A 21733-nucleotide genomic window follows, 5' to 3' on the forward strand; every position below is an offset into this window, starting at 1 on the left:
GTGACCGCTCGCGACCCCGCCGCCGACCCCGCGGGGGAGGACCGCGCCCGGCCGGCGGCCCCTGACGCGGTCGTGCCCGCGGTGTTCGACCCGCTCGCCGACACGCCCCCGACGGACGACGGCGCGCCCCGGCCGCCCGAGCCCGCCGACGACCAGGCCGCCGTGCCCGCGTCGTACGAGGACGGAGTGTCGGACGACGGGGTCCTCGACGACGTTGTCGTCGACGACGGTGTCATCGACGACGCGCTCGACGACCAGCTCGACGGCACGCCCGCCGACGTGCCCGACGACGTGTCCGTGGAGACGTCCGACGACAGGCCGGGCGACACAGCGGTGGACGACGAGGCGGTGGACGACGAAGCGGTGCACGACGAGGCGGTCGACGCCCGTGTCCCGTCGGACGACGAGCTCGCGCGCCCGTTGTACGACCCGCTGCCGCCGTCCGACGACGAGCTCGACGACCTGCCGGGGGACCCGCGCGGCACGCTCGCCGAGTCCGACGGCGAACCGGCCGACGTGCCGCCGAGCGAGCCGGATGCGGACGAGACGGCGACCGACGACGCAGCCGCCGACGACGCAGCGGTCGACGATGCAGCGGCCGACGAGGGGCTCACCGACGAGCAGGCCGACGAGCAGGCCGCTGCGCGGGCCGCGGTGCCCGCGACGAGCGCCGCGTTGGTCGACGTCCCGTCGCGCAGCGGCTGGGCCACGCTCGCGCGTGCGATGGCACCGCGTGCGACGCGCGCCCAGATCGCCGCCGGCGTGCTCTGCGCGCTGCTCGGGTTCGCGGTCGTCGTGCAGGTGCGCCAGAACGACGAGAGCGCCCTGTCGGGGCTGCGCCAGTCGGAGCTCGTCCGCGTGCTGGACGAGACGACCGAACGTGGTGACCAGCTGCGTCGCGAGGTCTCGGAGCTGCGCGGCGAGCGTGACCGGCTCGCGTCGGGCTCGGACGGTCAGGCCGCGGCGATCGACTCGCTGCGTCGCAGCGCGATCACGCAGGGCATCCTCTCGGGCCGGCTCCCGGCGCAGGGTCCGGGCGTCCAGGTGACGCTGCTCGACCCCGGCCGCGACCTGCAGCCCGTGACGATGCTCAACATGCTCGAGGAGCTGCGGAACGCGGGCGCGGAGGCGATCCAGCTCAACGACCGTCGCATCACCGCCAGCTCGGCGTTCACGGGGACGCGCGGTGACGTGCTGCTGGACGGGGAGCGCCTCGAGCCGCCCTACGTGTGGTCGGCGATCGGCGACCCGTCGACGCTGTCGATCGCGCTGCAGATCCCGGGCGGGGCGATGGCGACGGTCCGTGGCACGGGCGCGACCGGGGCGGTCGAGGAGCGCGACGAGGTCGTGGTGTCCGCGGTCCGTACGCTGCCCGACCCGGCGTACGCGAGCCCGGTACCGATCGAGGCGGGCTGACGATCGGGGCGCGACGCGGCCGGAGGGCTGCGCTCGGGCCCGCCGATTGCATAGGGTGGACCGATCGGGACGCGACCCGACGGTGGGTTCGACGACACAACCGATGACGGACACGGGAGGCCTTGATGACCGACGACGAGCGGGCGACGCACGCCGCCGGCCCGGAGACGACCGTCAACTTCGGCCAGATCGGCCCGGTCGAGATCGAGCAGGGCGCGCCGGTCGGTCTGACGCCCGACGAGTCGTCCGCGGTGCAGGCACTGCCGCCGACGTCCGCGCTTCTCGTGATGGAGCGGGGTCCGAGCGCCGGCGCCCGGTTCCTGCTGGACGCGGAGCGCACGGTCGCGGGCCGGTCGACGCAGGCGGACATCTTCCTCGACGACGTGACGGTCTCGCGCAAGCACGCGGAGTTCGTCCGTGAGGGCTCGCACTTCGTCGTGCGGGACATCGGCTCGCTGAACGGTACGTACGTGAACCGCCAGCGGATCGACTCGGCGGCGCTGCGCTCGGGTGACGAGGTGCAGATCGGCAAGTACCGCATGACGTTCCACCCGAGCCCGCACCGCGAGGACGCATGACGCGCACGGGGACCCGGCCGTGAGCGGGACCTCGAGCGCTCGTCGCTCCGCCACCGAGCGGGTCGCCGCCTCGACGGCCGAGGTCGGGTCCGTCGACGCCGCGGCGCCCGGCGACGCGACGGGCGAGAGCGCCGCGTCCCGCGAGCAGGAGCCCTGGCCGCGGGGCATCTCGCGCCGGGCGTCCATGCGCATCTCGGACGTGCTGCAGGCGCTGCAGATCGAGTTCCCGGCCGTCACTCCCTCGAAGCTGCGGTTCCTCGAGGAGCAGGGTCTCGTGGAGCCGGTGCGTACCCCGGCGGGCTACCGGCAGTACTCGCCGGCGGACGTCGAGCGCCTGCGCTTCGTGCTGCGCCAGCAGCGCGACCGCTACATGCCGCTCAAGGTCATCGGCGAGCGCCTGGCCGCGTTGGACGCGGGCGAGGAGGACGAGCCGACCCCCCGGGCCCGCCTGGCGGCTGCCGACGGCGTCCTGGCGCGCCCGGACGCGCGGCTGTCCGCCGACGCGCTCGCGCGTGACGCGGGTGTCGAGGCGACGTTGGTGGCAGAGCTCGTCGAGGCCGGCGTGCTGACGCCCGGCCCCGGCGGCGGGTTCGAGCCGTGGGCGCGCGAGGTCGTGGTGACCGCCGCGGCGCTCGCCGAGCACGGCATCGACGTGCGGCACCTGCGGCAGTTCCGCGCGGCCGCGGAGCGGCAGGCGGACCTCGTCGAGCAGGCGGTGGCGCCGTGGAAGGGCCAGCGCAACGCCTCCGCGCGCGCGCGTGCGGCGACGATCGCGGCGGAGCTCGGGGAGCTGTGCGCGCGGATGCACACGGCGCTCGTGCGCTCGTCGGTGGCCGACCTCCTGCCGTGACGGCGGCCCGCCCGGCCGCGCAGGACGCGGGCTCACGCGTTCGTCGCGCGTCCGGCGCGAAGCGGCGGCGGGCGACGTAGCGTGGACCCTGTGGACCCGGATCTCGTCGTCGTCGAGGTGGTCGGGGTGCGACGGCACCCGACCGTGGACGAGAACGTCGTGCTGCTCCTGGACCCGGACTCCGAGCTCGTCGTGCCGATCCTCGTCGGCCCGCACGAGGCGGGTGCCATCGCGGCCGCCCAGGCGGGTGTCGTGCCGCCGCGTCCGATGACGCACGACCTGCTGCGGGACGTGATCCTCGCGGAGGGCGACCAGGTGCAGCGCGCGGCGATCACCCGGCTCGAGGACGGCGTCTTCTACGCCGAGCTGCTGCTGGGCAACGGTGCGCGGGTCGACTCGCGCGCCTCGGACGCGATCGCGGTGGCGCTGCGGTTCGGCATCCCGGTCCTGTGCTCGGCCGAGGTGGTCGCGGTCGCGGGTGTCGAGGTGCAGCGCGAGGACAGCCCGGACGACGACGTCGAGCGGTTCCGGGAGTTCCTGGACCAGGTGACGCCGGAGGACTTCGAGACGGGCGACGAGCCCGGGGAGAGGTGATCCGGAGGTCAACCTTCACGTTGAGGTTGAACTTCAGACACGCCCGCCGCGACACGCCCCGCGTGTCGTTGCGTCCGGGGGTCGGGGTCCCTAGCGTTGCCCTCAGGCGGTCGGGCGATCGCACGACCGTACGACGACTGGAGGAAGCGTGGCCAACGAGAATGCGGAGGACGTGACGATCGTCCCGCAGCGCGCGCAGGGCCTCCTGTTCGACGACGACCTGCCGGACCTGGACGACGCGACCGGCTACCGCGGCCCCACCGCGTGCCGCGCCGCGGGCATCACGTACCGGCAGCTGGACTACTGGGCCCGCACGGGCCTCGTGGAGCCCTCCGTCCGCCCGGCCACCGGCTCGGGCACGCAGCGGCTCTACTCGTTCCGCGACATCCTGGTGCTCAAGGTGGTCAAGCGCCTGCTCGACACGGGCGTCTCGCTGCAGCAGATCCGTACCGCGGTCGGGCATCTGCGTGAGCGCGGTGTCGACGACCTGGCCCAGATCACGCTCATGTCCGACGGCGCCTCGGTCTACGAGTGCACGTCGGCGGACGAGGTCATCGACCTGGTCCAGGGCGGGCAGGGTGTCTTCGGCATCGCGGTCGGCCGCGTGTGGCGTGAGGTGGAGGGCTCGCTCGCCGAGCTCCCGACGGAGCGCGCCGAGGAGGAGACCCCCGCGCCCACCGGCCAGGACGTGCACGACGAGCTGGCGCTGCGCCGGCGCGCACGTACCGCGGGCTGAGCCCCGGCACCACCCGACGTCCACGAAGGCCCGCGGTCCCTGCGACCCGGGCCTTCGTCGTACCTGGGCCCTCGTCGTGCCCGGCCGTTCGTCGTGGCCGGACGCTCGACGGGCGAGGAGCCGTACTAGCGGCGCGGCGCGCGCAGCGCGCGGTCCAGGAGCGCGTCGAAGATGCCCGACAGCTCGGCGGCGGCCTGGCCGGGCCACGCGTGCACGGGCTGCGCGGCACCCTGCGCCTGCTGCAGCGCCGCCCGCTCGGGCACCGAGGGCGCCAGCAGAAGGGGCCCGTACAGCGAGCCGAGCTCCTCGAGGCGGTACGCCTGCTCGAGCGAGCGCGCCCGCACGCGGTTCACGGTGATGCCGAGCGGCTGCAGCTGCGGCGCCGGCCCACGCCGCAGCTCGTCGATCGTGCGCATCGCGCGGCCGACGGCCATCACGGCGAACAGCCCGGGCTCCGTGACGACCATGGCCCGGTCGCACGCGGTCAGGCCCGTGCGCGTGAGCGAGCCGAGCGACGGCGGGCAGTCGACCAGGACCAGGTCGTAGTCCTGGACCCACGACAGCGCGAACCGCAGCCGGTCGAGGTCGTCGTCGCCGAGGCGGTCGTGCTTGGCGTTGCGCTCCGAGCCGACGAGCACGTCGAGACCGCCCTCGGCCCACGAGCTCGCCACGGTCGCGGACCGCACGGTCTCGGCGTTCGGGGTGTCGAGCACGTCGGACACGTCGCTGCGCTCGGCGCGCGCGCCGAGCGACATGGAGCAGTCGCCCTGCGGGTCCATGTCGACGACGAGGGTGCGCAGCCCTCGTTCGAGGGCCGCGGAGGCCAGGCCGAGCGTCACGGACGTCTTGCCGACGCCACCCTTGAGGCTGCACACACCGAGCACGAGCACCTGGTAACCGTATCGGCTGCGGCGCGCCCGGGGAGACCGTGTCCAGCGGGCACGAACCGGGCGGACCGTGAGGAAGTCGGGCGCGGCGGCGTGCGTCCTCGCTGGTGGGCGCGCAGAATCGCCCCATGACACTGCGCCTGACCCGGTGGGGGCACTCCTGCGTGCGGTTCGACGACGAGACCCGCCACCTCGTCGTCGACCCCGGCGCGTTCTCCCGCCTCGACGACGCCCTCGCGGGCGCCCAGGCGATCCTCGTGACCCACGAGCACGCGGACCACCTCGCGGTCGAGACCGTCGCGGACGCGGTCCGCGGTGGCGTCCCGCTGTGGGGTCCCGCGCCCGTCGTCGCGCTGCTGCGCGAGGCAGGTGCCCCGCAGGAGCGGCTGCACGTCGTGAGCGGCGGGGACCATGTGGAGGCCGCGGGCTTCCAGGTGCGGGTCCTGGGGGAGTGGCACGCCGTCATCCACCCGGACATCCCGCGCATCCCGAACGTCGCATACCTCGTCGCAGGCGTGCTGCACCCCGGCGACGCGCACGTGCAGCCCACCGACGCGCCCGACGTGCTCCTCCTGCCGATCTCCGGCCCGTGGTTCAGCCTGACGGACGCCGTCGACCGGGCGCGCGACATCGGGGCCAGGCGCATCGTGCCGATCCACGACGGGCTCCTCAACGACCGTGGTCTCGGCCTGCTGCACACCCTCGTCGGCCGTCTGGTGCGCGACAGCGAGCTCGTCGTGCTCACCGCGGGGGAGTCCCTCGAGCTCGCTCACCCCGGAGGTGACGTCATGACCGGCACGCACCCTGACCTGCCGCCCCACGCCGACGAGATCCCGCTCCTCGAGCAGGACGAGACCATCCCGCCCCGCCCGGAGGAGGAGGTCGCGGACGTCGCGCGCGCCGTGCCCGACCCGCTCGGGCACGGCGGTGGCCAGTGAGAGCCGGTTCGTACGGCATCCTGTGAACGTGCAGATCACGCTGGCAACTGAGGACGACTGGGCGCGAGTGCGTGAGATCCGGCTGCGCGCTCTCCGCGAGGACCCGGGCGTCTTCGGCTCGTCGCTCGAGCGCGAGGAGCGGTTCAAGGAGAAGCACTGGCGCATGCGCACCCGCACCGTGCCGACGTGGCTCGCGGTCGATGCCGACGGGCTGACCCGCGGGCTCGTCTCGATGCTCCTGGAACCGGGTTCGCCCACGGACGACCGGCACATCGTGAGCCTGTGGGTCGCGCCGGAGGCGCGCCGGCGCGGCATCGGGTGGGCGCTGCTCGACACGGTCCGGCAGGCCGCGATCGCCGACAAGGCCCGGACACTGTCGCTCTGGCTCGTGGACGGCAACAACGCCGCGGGCGACCTGTACGTGCGCGCGGGGTTCGCTCGCACCGGCGAGCGGATGGCGCTGCCGCGAGACCCGGACGTCACCGAGGAGCGCTACGTCCTCAAGCTCCCTCGCCACCGCTGACCTGCACGGCACCGCCTGCTTCCGAGAACGCTCTGAGAATCGGTCGTCACGATCGTTCCCATGAGCACGGTCCTCGAGGGACGACCCCCCACCGCGTCCGCCCGCCTCCCGCGACCCGTCCCGCGTAGCGCCGCACCGGGCGGCGCGGTCGTGCGCGGTGCGCTGGTGGTCGGCTGCCTCCTCGTCGTCGCCTTCTGGTGGAGCGGGACGCCCGCGGCGGCGGGCGCCACGCCCGGGGGCGCGGCCACCGGCGCGGGGGAGCTGGCGGGCCTCCTGGCGGCGTTCCTGGTGTGTGCGCAGCTCCTGCTCATCGGCCGCGTGCCCTGGTTCGAGCGCGCCGTCGGCTTCGACCGTCTCGTCGCGTGGCACCGGTCCCTCGGGACGAGCGTCGTGCTGCTGGTCCTCACGCACGTCGCCCTCATGGTCGTGGGCGGGGCGCTGCTCGACCGGCAGACGCCGTGGGGCGAGGCCGTCTCGATCCTGACGACGCAGCCCGAGATGGTCAGCGCGTTCGTCGGCACCGGGCTGTTCGTGCTCGTCGGTGCGACCAGCGCGAGGCTCGCACGCCGCGTGCTGTCGTACGAGGCATGGTTCGTCGTGCACCTGTCGGTATACGTCGGCATCTACCTGACGTTCGGCCACCAGATCGCCGCCGGCGCGCACTTCGTCGCCGACCCCGTGGCGCGCGCGGTGTGGACCGCGCTCTACGTCGCGACCGCGGCCGCGCTGCTCACGTGGCGGGTCCTCGTGCCGCTGCTCGCGCACCGCCGGATGCTCCTGCGCGTCGAGCACGTGGTGCCGGAGGCGCCCGGGGTCGTGAGCGTGTGGCTGCAGGGCCGCGCGGTCGACGAGCTGGAGGCGCGTGGCGGGCAGTTCGTGCTGCTGCGGTTCCTCGTGCGCGGGCACCTGACCACGGCGCACCCGTACTCCCTGTCGATGGTGCCGACCGCGCACCGGCTGCGGGTCACGGTCGCGGCGCTCGGTGACCACTCCGCCGACGTGGCGCGGCTGCGGACCGGGACGCGCGTGCTCGTCGAGGGTCCGTTCGGGCGGTTCACGGCGGACGCGGCGCGCGGCCACCGGTCGCTCCTCGTCGCGGGCGGCGCGGGGATCGGCCCGATCCGCGCGCTCGCGCAGGAGCTGGTCGCGCGCGGGCACGACGTCCAGGTCGTGCACCGCGCGCACGACGTCGCCGGGCTCGCGCTCGGCCGTGAGCTGACGGGCGTGCCGGGCCTGCGCTACCTGGCGCTCCCGGGACGCCGCGCCCAGCTCGGGTACGACCCGCTGGACCGCGAGCACCTCGCCGCTGCGGTCCCCGACATCGCCGGACGCGACGTGTTCGTGTGCGGTCCCGAGTCCATGACGGCCGCGGTCGTCGACGTCGCACGGACGCTGGGCGTCCCGCGGCGAGCCATCCACCACGAGGAGCTGAGCCTGGCATGAGTGCAGCACGCTGGCGCGGGACGCTGATCTACACGGGGACGCTGGCGACCATCGGGACTGTCGCGTTCGCGCGGTTCGGCCCGCTGGCGCAGGCCGAGGCGCCCGCCACGGCCGCTGGCGCGTCCAGCGGGAGCATCGGGGGAGCGGCGCCGTCCGTCGTCGGCGTACCCGGCTCGGCGTCGGTCGCGCCGGGTACGGGGACGGACCGGTCCGGCACGTCGGCGACCGACCCGGCGGACCCCCAGACCGGAACACCGCAGGCCGAGACCGTCACGGTCGTCGGGTCCGTCGCGCAGACCCGGTACGGGCCCGTGCAGGTCCAGGTGACGTTCACGGGGTCCCGCCTCGTCGACGTACGCACGCTGCAGGCCCCGAGCTCGCACCCCGAGAGCGCACAGATCTCGGCCCGGGCGACCCCGCTGCTGGCTCGCGAGGTTTTCGCCGCGCAGTCCGCGTCCATCGACACCGTGTCCGGCGCGACGTACACCTCCGAGGGCTACCGCGAGTCGGTCCAGTCGATCCTCGACCAGCGGGGCTGACCGGTGCGGGTGAGCGAGCACGTCATGGGCACGGTCTTCTCGCTCGACGTCCGAGCGACCGCGCCCGATGTCGCGGCGCGTGCGGCCGCGGACGCGTTCGCGCTGCTGCGCGAGGCCGAGGCACGGTTCAGCCCGTTCCTGGCGGACAGCGAGCTGCGCCGGTTCGAGCGGGGCGAGTGCGCGCCCTCGTCGGACCTGCGCGAGGTGCTCGCGATCGCGGAGCGCGCGTCGGCCGACAGCGGCGGCGCGTTCGACGTGCGGGCGCCGGACGGGTCCCTCGACACGAACGGCGTGGTCAAGGGCTGGGCGGCCCAGCGGGCAGCCGACGCGCTCACGGCCGCCGGCTGCGGCGCGTTCTGCCTGAACGCCGGGGGAGACGTCGTCACCCGCGGGGCCCCCGAGCCCGGGCGCGGCTGGCGGACCGGGGTGCGGGACCCGCACGACCCGCGGCGCATGCTCGCGGTGGTCGAGCTGGGTGACGGCGCCGTCGCGACGTCGGGCGTGTACGAGCGGGGCAGCCACGTGTGGGACGGCCGCACGGGTCGCCCGGCGACCGGGCTCCTGGCGGCCACCGTCGTCGCGGACGACCTCACGACCGCGGACGTGCTCGCGACGAGCGTGCTCGCGCTCGGGCCCGACGGCGTCGCATGGGCGCTCGACCACGGAGCGCGCGACGCGTTCGGCGTGCGGCCCGACGGCCGGCTCGTCACCGTCGCGCGCGCGGCACCGTCGCCGGGAGCGTGAGCGTGACGGTCGTGCCGGGCCGCCCGTCGGCACGGGGACCGGCGTCGACGCCGCCACCGTGCTGCGCGGCGACCTCGGCGACGAGGGCCAGCCCCAGGCCGTAGTGGCGCGCGCCGTCGTCGCTGCGCGCGCGCCGCGACGCGAACCGCTCGAACACGTCGAGGGAGCCGCCCGCCGGCAGACCGGGCCCGTCGTCACCGACCTCGACCGTCACCGATCCTCCGGTCGCGCGGGTCGTGACCTCGACGGTCGTCGTCGCATGGTCGAGCGCGTTGTCGACGAGGGCTGTGACGGCGCGCCGCACGGACGTGGGGGAGACCTCGGCGACCGGCCCGGTCCCGGGAGCCCCGAGGTGGACCAACGCCACGCCGCGTTCCTCGGCGGCGGCGGCAGCGGCGTCGACCACCCCGCGCACGAGGGCGTCCAGGTCGGTCGGCTCGGTCTCGGGAGCGCGCGTGTCGGCCGCGACGAGCATGTCCTCGAGGATCGCGGTCAGCGCGCGGGCGTCCGCCAGCACGCCGTCGACCGCCTCCGGGACGCGTGAGTCGCGCGCGAGCACCCCCTCGCCCTGCAGGCGGCGCCGGAGCAGCTGCACGCGGGTCGTCAGCAGCGTCAGGGGAGTGCGCAGCTCGTGGCTCGCGTCGGCGACGAACCGCCGCTGCAGCGCGAGCGCCTCGACGGTGGGCCGCACCGCACGCCGGCCCAGCCACGCGCCGCCGAGCCCCGCGATCAGCACTCCGGCCGCGCCCGCGACAACGAGCGCGATCACGAGCCGCTCGGTCTCCTCGTGCGCGGGACGCGGGTCCAGCACCGCCTGCGTCACGCCGTGCCGCGCAGGCGCCGTGAGCACGACGAAGGACCCGTCGTCGTCCGCCACACGCGACCACTGCTCGGTCCCCGTGACTGCCGCCGCACGCAGCGCCGCCACGTCCGGGAGGGGGGAGGGCATGCCGTCGGACACCTCGAGCCCGCGCGGGCCGTCGATCGCGAGCCACACGCCGGCGGGTGCGTCCCGCACGTCGTCGGCGGTCCGGACGGCCGAGCGCAGCCGGTCCTCACCCGCACGAGCCTGCGTCGTCGTGACGACGGCCAGTACGACCGCCGCGACCAGCACGACGCTCGCGAGCACCAGGGCCGCGGTCTGCCACCCGAGCACGGCGGCCGTGCGCCGCAGGCGGGTCTGCTCGGCCGGCGTCAGCCCGCTCACGCGTCACCCAGCCGGTACCCGAGCCCGCGCACCGTCGCGACCGCCGACCGGCCGAGCTTGCGGCGCAGGTAGTAGACGTACGTGTCGACGACGCCCTCGTCGTCGACGCCGTCGAACACGTGGGCGAGGATGTCCGCGCGCGAGAACACCTGCCGTGGGCGGGTCGCCAGCAGCGCGAGCAGCGAGCACTCGCGCTCGGACAGGTCGACCGCCGTGCCGTCGGGGCCCGTGACCCGCCGCCCGCGGACGTCCAGCTCGCGCGACCCGAGGTGCAGGACGCCCGTGGGCACCGGACCGGCCGCGCGTCGGTGCAGCGCCCGCAGGCGCGCCGCGAGCTCGTCGAGGTCGAACGGCTTGCCCATGTAGTCCTCGGCGCCGGCGTCGAGCCCGGCCACCCGGTCGGCCGGGTTGCCGAGCGCCGACAGGACGAGTGCCGGAGCGGTGACGCCACGTGCCCGCAACCGCGTCAGCAGGTCGAGGCCCTCGAGGGCCGGCAGGCCGCGGTCGAGCACCAGGAGGTCGAACGGCCGGGTCAGGCCGAGGTGCAGACCACGCTGGCCGTCGCGCGCGAGGTCGACCCGGTAGCCCTCGTCCGTCAGGAACTCCTCGAGCATGCCCGCGAGCTCGCGGTCGTCCTCGACGAGCAGCACCCGGACCCCGTCGTTCGTCATCGGCACGCCTCCCGGCCCATCGTAGGCGCCAAGCGCCGCGCGGCCGTCACAGATACCACCGGGGGTATGCGACCTACGTCCCGCGTCGCCCGTCGGCACCCCACCTAGCGTCGGCTCCAGCAGCACGTCCAGGAAGATCGGAGCAGTCATGAAGGTCGTCGTCATCGGGGGCGTCGCCGCCGGGATGTCCGCAGCCGCCCGCATCCGGCGGCTCGACGAGACGGCGCAGGTCACGGTGCTCGAACGCGGGCACCACGTGTCCTACGCCAACTGCGGGCTGCCGTACCACGTGGGGGAGGTCATCGCCGACCGGTCGCGCCTGCTGGTGCAGACCCCGCAGAGCCTGCGCGCGATGCTCGACATCGACGTGCGCACCGGGGTCGAGGCCGTCGCGATCGACCGCGAGGCCCGGACCGTCCGGGTGCGCGACCTCGCGACCGGCGCCGAATACGACGAGCCCTACGACCGCCTGGTGCTCGCCCCGGGAGCCGAACCCGTGCGGCCGCCCGTACCCGGCGTCGACCTGCCGGCCGTGCACGTGCTGCGGCGCATCGGCGACATGGACGCCATCAAGCGGCTCGTCGACGGCGCCGGGGGAGCGGGCCGCGAGGGCGGGGCCCGGCACGCCGTCGTCATCGGCGCGGGCTACGTCGGCCTCGAGATGGCGGAGAACCTGCAGCACCGCGGCGTCACCGTGGCGGTCGTCGAGATGGCCGACCAGATCATGCCGTCGATGGACCGCGAGCTCACGACGACCGTCGAGAACCACCTGCGCGCCCACGGCGTGAGCCTGCACCTCGGCACCGCGGCCGCCGCGTTCACCGCGCTGCCCGACGAGCGGGTCCGGGTCGAGCTGCGGGACGGCTCCACGATCGACACCGACCTCGTGGTGCTCGCCGCGGGCGTGCGGCCCGCGGTCGGGCTCGCCGTGGACGCGGGGCTCGAGCTGGGGCCGCGCGGCGGCATCCGCGTGGACGCCCACATGCGGACGTCCGACCCGCACATCTGGGCCGCCGGAGACGCCGTCGAGGTCCCGCACACGGTCCTCGAGGGCAGCTGGCTGATCCCGCTGGCCGGACCGGCCAACCGGCAGGGCCGCGTGGCGGCCGAGAACGTCTGCGGCCGCGACACCACGTACTCGTCCACGCAGGGGACGTCGGTCGTGCGGGTGTTCGACATGGTGGCCGGGGGCACGGGAGCCTCCGAGCGGCAGCTGACCGCGGCCGGGATCCCGTTCCGTACGGTGAGCACGCACCCGCACGGGCACGCCGGGTACTACCCGGGCACGGCCATGATGCACGTCAAGATCCTGTTCACGCCCGACACCGGCAGGCTGCTCGGCGCACAGATCGCCGGCTTCGACGGCGTCGACAAGCGGCTCGACGTGCTCGCGACCGCGCTGCGCGCGGGCATGACCGTCGAGGACCTCGAAGGGCTCGAGCTCGCGTACGCACCGCCGTTCGGCTCGGCCAAGGACCCCGTGAACATGGCGGGCTTCGTCGCCGCGAACACGCTGCGCGGCGACCTGGAGCTCTGGCACGCGAGCGACTACCCGGACGCGACGCAGGGCGCGCGGATCATCGACGTGCGCGGGCCCGACGAGTTCGCGCTGTGGCACCTGCCCGGTGCCGAGAACGTGCCTCTCGAGCAGCTCCGTCAGGAGCAGGAGGGCTGGGAGCGGGGGACACCGCTGCGGCTCTACTGCGCCGTGGGCTTCCGGAGCTACCTCGCGTACCGGATCCTGGTGCAGCGCGGCTTCACGGACGTGCGCACCCTCTCGGGAGGTATGGCGACGTTCCGCGCGTTCCACGACGTGACGCCGAGCGAGGTCGACACGCCCGCGCCGGTCATCTCCTACGCCGCGCCGACCGGCGCGCCCGCCGAGGGCACGGGGAGGCTCGTGGACCTCGACTGCACCGGCCTGGCCTGCCCCGGCCCGATCATGAAGCTCCAGGAGCGCATGACGACGCTGTCACCCGGCGACGAGCTCCTGGTGCACGTCTCGGACGCGGGGTTCCGGCTCGACGCACCCGCGTGGGCCGCCCGCAACGGCCACACGGTGCTGGACCTCACGCCCGAGGGACCGGGATACGCCGCCCGCATCCGCAAGGGCGGTGCACCCGGCGACGTCCCCGCCCGACGCCCCGCGCGCGACAAGAAGTCGTTCGTCGTGTTCTCCGGCGAGCTCGACAAGGTCCTCGCCGCGTTCATCCTCGCCAACGGGGCGGCCGCGATGGGGGACGACGTGTCGATGTTCTTCACGTTCTGGGGGCTCAGCTCGCTGCGCCGCCAGGACCCGCCCCGACGCGAGCGGACCGTGCTCGACCGCATGTTCGCCGCGATGATGCCGCGGGGCGCCGATCGCCTGAAGCTGTCGAACCTCCACATGCTGGGGGCGGGGACGCGGCTGATGAAGAAGGTCATGCGTGACCACCAGGTCGCGACGCTGCCGGAGCTCATCGCCTCGGCGCAGGCGTCGGGCGTCCGCCTGGTCGGCTGCACGATGACGATGGACCTGCTGGGCATCGCGGTGGACGACCTCGTCGACGGCGTCGAGCTCGGTGGCGTCGCCACGTTCCTGGGCGACGCGTCCGAGTCGAACGCGGCCCTGTTCATCTAGCGCCGTCCATCTGACGGGGGATCCGGGCGGCTGCTCCTCGTCCGGCCGTCTGAGCCGGGCTGACATAATGTGCATTATCGGCGTTACGCCGTGATGCTCGCCCGGTGACGACGGACCGGGTCGCTGGCGCGATGGCCCCGATGGAACGCGTCCTCGGGATCGGTGGCTGCTTCGTCCGCTCGGCGGACCCCGACGCGCTGCTCGCGTGGTACCGCGACGCGCTCGGCATGGACCTCGGCCCGTACGGGCTGTGGCACCAGGACGACGGCCCGACGGTCGTCGCGGCGTTCCCGACGGACTCCGAGTACCTTGGTGACCCGACGCAGCGCACGATGCTCGGCTTCCGCGTACGCGACCTGGACGCGATGCTCGAGCAGCTGCGCGTCCTGGGTGCCCGGGTGGACCCGCAGACGCAGGACATGGACGGCGTCGGCCGGTTCGGCTGGGTCACCGATCCGGACGGCAACCGGGTCGAGCTCTGGCAGCCGGCGTGACCGCTCCTGGCATACCGGGTGTCGAACGGGTGTTCGACACCCGGCAGTGGTGTCACGGGACCGCATGACGCGGGACAGCGAGGACGTCAACCGCCGGCTGCTCCGCGCGCGGGACGACTACCGCACGCGCACGACGGGCGGGCCCGAGCCCGGGTCGGGGACCTGGGCGATGACGCGGCGCTCGCGTTCTACGTCGACGTGCTCGGCCTCGAGGTCGGTGCGGATGTCGACTTCGGCCCGATGCGCTGGCTCACCGTCCGGGTGCCCGGTGACCGCAAGGAGATCCTGCTCGAGCGCCCCGGCCCGCCCGCGCACGACGAGCAGACGGCCGAGCAGGTGCGCGACCTGGTGACCAAGGGCGCGGGCGGGGGCTGGCTCGCGTTCGAGACCGCCGATGTCGACGGCACGTTCGAACGGCTGGCCGCAGCCGGCGTCGACGTCACGCAGGAGCCCATGGACCAGCCCTACGGTCGGGACTTCGGCATCCGTGACCCGTTCGGCAACCACATCCGCATCGGGAGCCTCAAGGGCTGAACGACCGGACCGCAAAGCCGTTGAGCCGGCCCCGGTCGCCGTGTCAGGGTGCTCGGCATGCGATGGGTCACCGCGGACGAGATCACGGCGGCACGCGACGCGTTCGAGCTCGCGATCGACGGCTGGCGGCGGCCGCGCGCGCACGGGGTCGGCCTCGTCCCGTCGGACGCACCCTCGCCGCGGCCCGAGCACTTCCCGCTCGTGAACTCCCGCGAGCACATGCTGCCGGGCGTCGTCGTCGCGCACGTCGTCGGGCACGCGCGAGGCACCGCGGCCTACCGGCTCACCCGGGCCGGGCTCGAGCGCGCGGTCACGATGCTCGCACCGGCCGAGGCGTGCGACGTCTACCAGCACCCGAACCTGTGGACGTGGCGCGACACGTACCTGCCGAGCCTCGACTCCGACCCGGACGCGACGCTCGTCGCCGTCTTCCTGGACGACGAGGACGACGAGGACGACGCGACCACGGTGCCGGACCCGGCGGTCGCGGCGTTCCGCGGCGCGCTCGCGGCGCGCTGACGCTCAGGGCGTCCAGACCGCCGGCCAGGCGGGAGCGGTGAACCCGTCCCCGAGGAAGAACCCCGTGTGCGGCGGCTGGTTGTACGCGGTGTTCTGCCACGCGATCGCGACCCGGTACGTCTGGTCGTGCAGCAGCGTCGGCAGACGCAGGCTCGTCGCGATCGGCGTCGCGTAGATGCGCAGCGCGGAGTCGTCGCTCGTCGGCCAGACCACCTCCTCGCGCCAGTCCCCCAGCAGGTCGCCGGACAGCGACGGCGTGGCCTTCGTGCCGTTGTTCGAGTGCACGTCCGAGGCCGTGAGCAGCCGCGTGTCGCCGCTCGGGCCGTACTTGTCGACGCGCGTCTGGTCGAGCAGCTCGCGGACCGGGTCGCCGTCCCACCAGGCGAGGAAGTTCGTCGACGAGGGCTTGCGGCCGATCTCCTGCCCGGACGTGCTGCGGAGCTGGGAGTCGGCCGACGACCACGACTCCGCGCCGGGCGAGCCGGCCCACACGTCGTCGGACACCCCGCGCCCGTTGTCGGTGGTCGCGCTCGTGCGCCAGAGCAGCTGCCCGGTGCGGGCGTCGGCCATCCACGAGTCGGGCTGCGAGGTGGACTCGGTGACCTTGTAGTACTCGAGCCCCGGCCTGCTGGGGATCAGGTCGCCCACGTGCCCGGCGTCGCCGTGACCGGTGCCGTTGCTCCACAGGAACCGACCGTCGTCGTCGATCGCCGCGGCGCCGTAGAGGACCTCCTGGCGCCCGTCGGAGTCGACGTCCGCCACCGCGAGCGCGTGGTTGCCCTGCCCGGCGACCGATGCGTTGCCGCTGCTCGAGCTGTTCGAGTCGAACGTCCACCGGCGCGTCAGCGCCCCGCCGCGGTAGTCCCACGCGACGACGACGGCCCGCGTGTAGTACCCGCGCGCCATGATGATCGACGGGCGGACGCCGTCCAGGTACGCCGTGCCGGCGAGGAACCGGTCGACCCGGTTCCCGTACGAGTCGCCCCAGCTCGAGACCGTGCCGCGCGCCGGGACGTACGACGTCGTGGCGCCGATCCGCCCGTCGGAGCCCTCGAACACGGTGAGGTACTCGGGCCCGGACAGGACGTAGCCCGACGAGTTGCGGTGGTCGGCGTTCGCGTCGCCGATCACCTGCCCCGTGCCCGAGCGCGTGCCGTCGGCGGTCTTGACCGCGACCTCGGCTCCCCCGTCGCCGTCGAAGTCGTAGACCTGGAACTGCGTGTAGTGCGCACCGGCCCGGATGTTCCGGCCCAGGTCGATGCGCCACAGCCGCGTCCCGTCGAGCCGGTAGCCGTCGAGGTACACGTTCCCCGTGACGCCCGACTGCGAGTTGTCCTTCGCGTTCGTCGGGTCCCACTTCAGGACGAGGTCGAGGTCCCCGTCGCCGTCGAGGTCGCCGACGCTCGCGTCGTTCGCGGTGTAGTCGCTCCCCGGCTTGGAGATCGGCACGTCGAGGTAGCCGTTCGCGAACGTCAGGCTCGCCGCCGAGGACGCCTGCTCGCTGCCGCCGACGACCGCGCGGACCGTGTAGCGCGCGGACGACGACGCGCCCGCGTCCAGGTAGCTCGTGGTGGTCGTCAGCGGTGACGAGGTCAGCCGTGTGCCGTCGCGGTAGACGTGGAACGTGACGTCACGGGGGTCGGTGCCGAGCAGCCGCCACTGGACGAGGTTGCCGCTGCCGGAGCGGACGCTGATGACGCCGCGGTCGAGCCGCTCGGCCTGCCAGGCGCCGGCAGGCGGGACGGTGGGCGTGGGCGTGGGCGTGGGCGTGGGTGTCGGGGTCGGCGTTGCGCTCGGCGTCACCGAGGGCGTGCTGGATGCCGTCGGTGACGGGGTGCTCGTCGGCTCGCTCGTCGGTGCGACGCCGCCGGTGCACGCCGTCCCGTTCAGCGACACGCTCGTCGGGACGCGGTTCGCGGACTGCCACGAGCCGATGAAGCCGAACGACGCCGAGCCGCCCGCGGCGAGAGCGGCGTTCCAGTCGACGTTGCGGGCCGTGGCCGTGCTCCCCGACTGGGTGACCGTCGCGTTCCACGCCTGGCTGACGGTCTGACCGTCGGCGAACGTCCACGCGACGGTCCAGCCCGTGAGCGCGTCCCCGAGGTTCCTGACGACGACCTCGGCGCCGAACCCGCCCGACCACTGGCTGGTGACCGTGTAGGCGGCCGTGCAGCCGGTGACCGCCGCCGCCGGGCTCGCGACCAGCCCTGCCGCCGCGAGGGCACCCGCCACGCCGAGCGCGGCCGCCGTCGTCGCGGGACGTGCACGGTTCGTCGTCGTCCGTCGCATGTCCCGAACGTACGGGAGGGCGCACGACGGACCGCAAGCCTCGTCGGGAAGCGCGCTCCCTCCCGAAACGATTCCGCCGCCGCGTGCACGTGAACGCACCCCTCGTCGTCCGGCTGCTCCGGCACGACCGCTCGCGACCCGACCCCAGCCGTTCCCGGACGCGCCTCGTCCACAGCGGGCGCCGGCCACGGCCCGCGGCCGCTCGCGGGCGGGCACCGTGGCGCACATGACGCCACGACACTGGGACGCGCACGGCCCCGACGACGACCTCGCCGACCTCGCCGGGCTGGCCGGCACCCCGATCCGCTCGCCCACCGAGGCGTCGCGCGTGCTGCGCCTGCTCGTCGGACCCGAGTCACGTGGACCCGCCGCGCTGTGGTGCGTGCTGCTGGACGCCGACGACCGGCTCCTGCCGTTCGTGCTGGCCATCAGCGACCGACCGCTCGCACCCGACGCCGGCTTCGCGGACCTGCTGTGCGACGACCTCGCGTCGCTGCTCGAGCACCACGCGGTGGGCGGGTCCGTCGTCGCCGCGCTCGTCGGGGACGCCGACGAGGACGTGTGCGACCAGCTCACGTGGTCGACCGCGCTCGAGCGGTCCGCGGAGCGCGCCGGGGTGCCGCTCGCCGCGGTCGTGACCGTGGGCCCGCACGGCCCCACGGTCCTGGTCCCCTGGACGCCGTCCCGCTGCGCGGGTGAAGAACCGGACCCGGGTGGCTGGCCCGAGGGGTAGCGCGGGGTGCGCCGGGCCGGGGACGGGAGCCCGCGTGGGGAAGGTCACTGCCGGCGGAGCGAGCCTGTGCGGCCCGCTCCGCGTGCGTTCACGAAGCCTTCACGTCACGCTGGAACACTGAAGAGCTCCCCACCGTTGACGTCGGTGGAAACCCACACTCGACGGCCGCGATCCGGCACGGAGGTCACACCCATGGCGAACAGGTCCCTGCGCGGCATGCGCATCGGGTCGCAGAGCATGGAGACCGAGGAGGGCGTCGACTTCGCCCCTCGTCTCCAGGCGCACTACGACTGCCCCAACGGCCACACGATCATCCTCCCGTTCTCGGTCGAGGCCGACGTCCCGGTCGTCTGGGAGTGCCGCTGCGGCGCAGAGGCGCTCCTGCGCGACGCGTCCAAGCCGGAGGCGAAGGCCACCAAGCCCCCGCGCACGCACTGGGACATGCTCCTCGAGCGGCGCACCATCGGTGAGCTCGAGGAGCTGCTCGACGAGCGCCTCGACCTGCTCCGCGCGGGCAAGCTGCGCCGCAGCGCCTGATCCCACCAGCGCCTGGTTCGCCGGCCTCCCCCGCCGACCGCGACCGCGTCAGGGCCGCGCCGGGTGCTCCACGCCTCGGCCCGTCACCTTCCGGAACGCTCCCGCCACCTGGCGGGAGCGTTCTGCCATCCCCCACCCCGTGACCTTGAGCAGAGCCTCGACGACGATGTCGCGGCTCATCTTGGACGCGCCGAGCTCGCGCTCGACGAAGGTGATCGGCACCTCCACCACGCGGGCCCCGGCGCGCAGCGACCGCAGCGTCATGTCGATCTGGAAGCAGTAGCCGCGCGATGCGACGTCCACGAGCTGCAGCTCCCGCAGCAGGTCCGCCCGGTAGGCCCGGAACCCACCCGTCGCGTCGTGCACGGGGATACCGAGCAGCAGGCGCGTGTAGGTGTTCGCGCCGCGGGACAGCACCTCGCGGTTCTTCGGCCAGTTGACGACCTCGCCACCCGGCACCCAGCGGGACCCGAGCACGAGGTCCGCGTCGGGGACCGCGGCGAGCAACGCGGGGAGGTCCTGCGCGCGGTGCGAGCCGTCCGCGTCCATCTCGACCACGACGTCGTAGTCGCGCTCGAGGGCCCACCCGAACCCCGCGACGTACGCGGCGCCCAGCCCCTGCTTGCCGGAGCGGTGCAGCACCGTGACGGTGCGCGCGACGCCTGCCGCGCGCTCGTCGGCCGCGATCTGCTCGACGAGCGGACCGGTGCCGTCGGGCGACGCGTCGTCGACCACCAGCACGTCGGCGCCCGGCACGTGCTCCAGCAGCCGGGCGAGCGCGCCCGGGATCGACTCCTTCTCGTTGTACGTCGGGACGACGACGAGCACTCGAGGACTCACGCGGGCTCCCCCCGGTTCGTGCCGCGCAGGCGCGCGGCTCCTACGACGCCGGACACCACGGCGGCCAGCGCGAGGGCGTCGATGACCCACGCCGGCCACCCACCCAGACGCGTCGCCCAGGTCTGCGACGTGCGCAGCGGAAGGCTAGCGATCATCTGGTCCGCCGTGAACAGCTCGGTGCGCCGGGTGACCGCGCCGTTGGGCTCGATGACCGCGCTGACACCCACCGTGGAGATCTGCACGGTGGCCCGACCGTGCTCGACGGCGCGGATGCGCGACATCGCGAGCTGCTGGGTCGACTCGTCGGACCAGCCGAACGTCGCGTTGTTGGTCTGCACGACAAGCACCTCGCCGCCGGAGCGGACCGCCGACCGCACGAGCGGGTCGTACGCGACCTCGAAGCAGATGACGTCACCGATCCCGACCGTGCGCCCGAGGCGCTCGGACTCGAGCGGGACGAAGCCGGGCCGGGTGCCCGGGAGCATGTCGCGGGTCACGCGGTCCACGGCGTCGGAGAAGATCCGTGCCACCGACCGCAGCGGGATGTACTCGGCGAACGGCGCCGGGTGCTGCTTGGAGTAGGACGCGACGACACCTTGTCCGGGCTCCCACAAGACCGAGGTGTTGTAGCGGCCGCCCGAGTCCGGGTACTCGACGGTGCCGACGAGCATGGGCGCACCCACGGCCCGCGCCGCGGCGTCGATCGCTGCGGCGGCGTCCTCGTCGACCTGCGGGTCGATGTCGGTGCCGTTCTCCGGCCACAGCACCAGGTCGAGCTGCCCTGACTCGACCTGGTCGAGCAGCGCGTGGGTCCCCCGCACGTGGTTGTCGAGCACCACCGCGCGCCGCCCGAACGCATCGAGCCCCTGCCCCGGGACGTCCCCCTGCACCGCGCCGACGCGCAGCACGCCGCTCTGCGCGGAGGTCGGCAGCGGGATGGCGACGCCCAGGACGACGAGCAGGACCGCCGCCAGGCCCGCGCTGCCGGCCCGGACGAGCCGGGCGTGGCGCAGCGAGCTCAGGCTGATGCCGAGCAGCACGCCCGCGCCGACCGTCACCGCGCTGAGGGCGGGAACGCCACCGAGCGAGGCGAACGCGACGAGCGGCGAGTCCGACTGCGAGAACGCGAGCCTGCCCCACGGGAAGCCGCCGAACGGCCAGGCGGCGAGGCCTTCCTCGAGCGCGACCCAGACGACCACGAAGACGGGCAGCTGCCACCACACGCTGCGCCACACGGCCTCGCCCCGGCGCGCCCAGGTCCAGGCCGCGCCGAACACGGCCACGTACGCCGCGCACGCGAGCGACAGCGCCAGCCACGGCACGGGACCGACCGCGTCGTCGGCCCACGTGATGAGCGCCGGGTAGAAGGACATGCCCCAAACGAGACCGACGAGCGCGTTCCACCAGACACCGTCGCGACGCAGCGCGAGGTAGAGCAACGCGATGCCGCCGAACGCGGCGGGCCAGACGCCCGGCTCGGGGAACGCGACCCGCGTGAGCAGCCCCCCGGCGACGGCGAGCAGCAACGTCCAGACGCGGGACGGCGGGGTGGCGGCGGCGGGCACCGCGCCAGCCTAGGCGAGAGAACCGGGTGCCCCGACGGACGTCGGGCCCGCGTGCGCTGCCGCCCGTCGCCCTCGTCCTGCGTGCCGGCCGACCGACCGGCCCGCGTGTCCTTCGTACCGGTCGTGCGCCGCGGCGCGATGACCGTTGTCTACTGAACACGCGGGCCCGGTCGGAGCCAGCGAACCGCCTCGAGAGGCGTCCCCCGGACGGGCGTCGTCGGCTCGTCCAGGGCGGGACCTCGTCGTCGTCTGCATCCCCTTGGTCGGCGGGTCAACCGGAAAACTACCGCGCTGGAGAACGGTGTCAACCCCGGCGTCCGCGCAGGCCAGAGGACTCGCCGCAGGTCAGCACGCCCGGATTTCGGGTGGACCGGGGAGGTTGCCCGGCGTGTCGCCCCGCGTGTCGCGCCACCCGCCCTGGTCGACCCGCGTGCTACGCCGAACGGGTGACCCCCTCAGCCGCCGACCGACCGGGA

General features: G+C 74.3%; 22 protein-coding genes. 16 read left to right on the forward strand and 6 right to left on the reverse strand.

The features are described 5' to 3' along the window. The 5 genes from ACT17Q_RS08330 to ACT17Q_RS08350 all read left to right on the forward strand — a co-directional run bounded on the left by ACT17Q_RS08330 (position 1) and on the right by ACT17Q_RS08350 (position 4174). Positions 1 to 1416 carry a DUF881 domain-containing protein gene (locus tag ACT17Q_RS08330; protein WP_444665347.1) on the forward strand — a complete coding sequence of 472 codons (1416 nt, stop codon included), beginning with the start codon at positions 1 to 3 and terminating at the stop codon, positions 1414 to 1416. Positions 1417 to 1541: 125 nt separating this feature from the next. Then, entirely contained in the window at positions 1542 to 1994 is a 453-nt protein-coding gene (locus tag ACT17Q_RS08335; RefSeq protein WP_444665348.1) for an FHA domain-containing protein, read from the forward strand. Positions 1995 to 2160: 166 nt separating this feature from the next. Continuing rightward, positions 2161 to 2844 (forward strand): transcriptional regulator FtsR, encoded by a 684-nt coding sequence (ftsR, locus tag ACT17Q_RS08340; protein WP_268534322.1) that lies wholly within the window; start codon positions 2161 to 2163, stop codon positions 2842 to 2844. 90 nt (positions 2845 to 2934) lie between these two features. Next, a complete protein-coding gene (locus ACT17Q_RS08345) occupies positions 2935 to 3438 on the forward strand; it encodes a bifunctional nuclease family protein (protein WP_141319449.1) in 504 nt (167 codons plus the stop codon). 148 nt (positions 3439 to 3586) lie between these two features. Further along, positions 3587 to 4174, forward strand: a complete 588-nt coding sequence (locus tag ACT17Q_RS08350; RefSeq protein WP_094180023.1) for a MerR family transcriptional regulator — start codon at positions 3587 to 3589, stop codon at positions 4172 to 4174. Positions 4175 to 4299: 125 nt separating this feature from the next. Here the strand turns inward: ACT17Q_RS08350 and ACT17Q_RS08355 are convergent, their stop codons facing one another. Beyond that, positions 4300 to 5064 (reverse strand): ParA family protein, encoded by a 765-nt coding sequence (locus ACT17Q_RS08355; RefSeq protein WP_444661813.1) that lies wholly within the window; start codon positions 5062 to 5064, stop codon positions 4300 to 4302. A gap of 125 nt (positions 5065 to 5189) precedes the next feature. Here ACT17Q_RS08355 and ACT17Q_RS08360 point away from each other — a divergent pair, with 125 nt between their 5' ends. Genes ACT17Q_RS08360 through ACT17Q_RS08380 form a run of 5 tightly spaced genes read left to right on the forward strand, consistent with a single transcriptional unit; the run spans position 5190 to position 9248 of the window. Continuing rightward, on the forward strand, positions 5190 to 5999 hold the full coding sequence (locus ACT17Q_RS08360) for an MBL fold metallo-hydrolase (protein ID WP_444661815.1): 810 nt from the start codon (positions 5190 to 5192) through the stop codon (positions 5997 to 5999). 28 nt (positions 6000 to 6027) lie between these two features. Beyond that, complete coding sequence (locus ACT17Q_RS08365; protein WP_094182152.1) at positions 6028 to 6522, forward strand: GNAT family N-acetyltransferase; 495 nt, start codon at positions 6028 to 6030, stop codon at positions 6520 to 6522. Positions 6523 to 6582: 60 nt separating this feature from the next. Then, positions 6583 to 7965: a ferredoxin reductase family protein gene (locus ACT17Q_RS08370; RefSeq protein ID WP_444661817.1), complete on the forward strand. Its 1383-nt coding sequence runs from the start codon at positions 6583 to 6585 to the stop codon at positions 7963 to 7965. Beyond that, the gene (locus ACT17Q_RS08375) at positions 7962 to 8504 is read left to right on the forward strand and encodes an FMN-binding protein (protein WP_444661819.1); all 543 of its coding nucleotides are present in this window, start codon (positions 7962 to 7964) and stop codon (positions 8502 to 8504) included. Before ACT17Q_RS08370 ends, ACT17Q_RS08375 begins: the two co-directional genes overlap by 4 nt. Positions 8505 to 8513: 9 nt before the next feature. Beyond that, the gene (locus ACT17Q_RS08380; protein ID WP_444661821.1) at positions 8514 to 9248 is read left to right on the forward strand and encodes an FAD:protein FMN transferase; all 735 of its coding nucleotides are present in this window, start codon (positions 8514 to 8516) and stop codon (positions 9246 to 9248) included. Here the strand turns inward: ACT17Q_RS08380 and ACT17Q_RS08385 are convergent. Together ACT17Q_RS08385 and ACT17Q_RS08390 are read right to left on the reverse strand one after the other, a co-directional pair. Next, on the reverse strand, positions 9211 to 10455 hold the full coding sequence (locus ACT17Q_RS08385; protein ID WP_444661823.1) for a sensor histidine kinase: 1245 nt from the start codon (positions 10453 to 10455) through the stop codon (positions 9211 to 9213). The two genes, ACT17Q_RS08380 and ACT17Q_RS08385, sit on opposite strands and share 38 nt — an antisense overlap. Then, positions 10452 to 11126 carry a response regulator transcription factor gene (locus ACT17Q_RS08390; RefSeq protein ID WP_444661825.1) on the reverse strand — a complete coding sequence of 225 codons (675 nt, stop codon included), beginning with the start codon at positions 11124 to 11126 and terminating at the stop codon, positions 10452 to 10454. Before ACT17Q_RS08390 ends, ACT17Q_RS08385 begins: the two co-directional genes overlap by 4 nt. Positions 11127 to 11274: 148 nt before the next feature. Between ACT17Q_RS08390 and ACT17Q_RS08395 the strand changes: the two genes are divergently transcribed. The 4 genes from ACT17Q_RS08395 (at position 11275) to ACT17Q_RS08410 (ending at position 15293) form a co-directional block, all read left to right on the forward strand. Further along, positions 11275 to 13746 (forward strand): FAD-dependent oxidoreductase, encoded by a 2472-nt coding sequence (locus ACT17Q_RS08395; RefSeq protein WP_444661827.1) that lies wholly within the window; start codon positions 11275 to 11277, stop codon positions 13744 to 13746. 140 nt (positions 13747 to 13886) lie between these two features. After that, the gene (locus ACT17Q_RS08400) at positions 13887 to 14240 is read left to right on the forward strand and encodes a VOC family protein (protein ID WP_444661829.1); all 354 of its coding nucleotides are present in this window, start codon (positions 13887 to 13889) and stop codon (positions 14238 to 14240) included. 198 nt (positions 14241 to 14438) lie between these two features. Further along, on the forward strand, positions 14439 to 14774 hold the full coding sequence (locus ACT17Q_RS08405) for a VOC family protein (RefSeq protein WP_232514654.1): 336 nt from the start codon (positions 14439 to 14441) through the stop codon (positions 14772 to 14774). 57 nt (positions 14775 to 14831) lie between these two features. After that, the gene (locus ACT17Q_RS08410; RefSeq protein WP_444661831.1) at positions 14832 to 15293 is read left to right on the forward strand and encodes a hypothetical protein; all 462 of its coding nucleotides are present in this window, start codon (positions 14832 to 14834) and stop codon (positions 15291 to 15293) included. Between the two features lie 3 nt (positions 15294 to 15296). Here the strand turns inward: ACT17Q_RS08410 and ACT17Q_RS08415 are convergent, their stop codons facing one another. After that, entirely contained in the window at positions 15297 to 17582 is a 2286-nt protein-coding gene (locus ACT17Q_RS08415) for a rhamnogalacturonan lyase family protein (protein ID WP_444661833.1), read from the reverse strand. Positions 17583 to 17808: 226 nt separating this feature from the next. Here ACT17Q_RS08415 and ACT17Q_RS08420 point away from each other — a divergent pair, with 226 nt between their 5' ends. Together ACT17Q_RS08420 and ACT17Q_RS08425 are read left to right on the forward strand one after the other, a co-directional pair. Then, positions 17809 to 18315: a hypothetical protein gene (locus tag ACT17Q_RS08420; RefSeq protein WP_444661835.1), complete on the forward strand. Its 507-nt coding sequence runs from the start codon at positions 17809 to 17811 to the stop codon at positions 18313 to 18315. A 192-nt stretch (positions 18316 to 18507) separates the two neighbouring features. Beyond that, positions 18508 to 18852, forward strand: coding sequence for an RNA polymerase-binding protein RbpA (locus ACT17Q_RS08425; RefSeq protein ID WP_048341874.1), 345 nt, complete (start codon positions 18508 to 18510; stop codon positions 18850 to 18852). A 48-nt stretch (positions 18853 to 18900) separates the two neighbouring features. On the opposite strand, the gene ACT17Q_RS08430 is transcribed toward ACT17Q_RS08425, so the two are convergent. Next, on the reverse strand, positions 18901 to 19692 hold the full coding sequence (locus ACT17Q_RS08430) for a polyprenol monophosphomannose synthase (protein ID WP_444661837.1): 792 nt from the start codon (positions 19690 to 19692) through the stop codon (positions 18901 to 18903). Then, a complete protein-coding gene (gene lnt, locus ACT17Q_RS08435) occupies positions 19689 to 21257 on the reverse strand; it encodes an apolipoprotein N-acyltransferase (protein ID WP_444661839.1) in 1569 nt (522 codons plus the stop codon). Before lnt ends, ACT17Q_RS08430 begins: the two co-directional genes overlap by 4 nt. Positions 21258 to 21733: the final 476 nt, after the last annotated feature.

Source organism: Cellulomonas sp. CW35 (genome assembly GCF_052378485.1).
Classification (GTDB): domain Bacteria; phylum Actinomycetota; class Actinomycetes; order Actinomycetales; family Cellulomonadaceae; genus Cellulomonas; species Cellulomonas uda.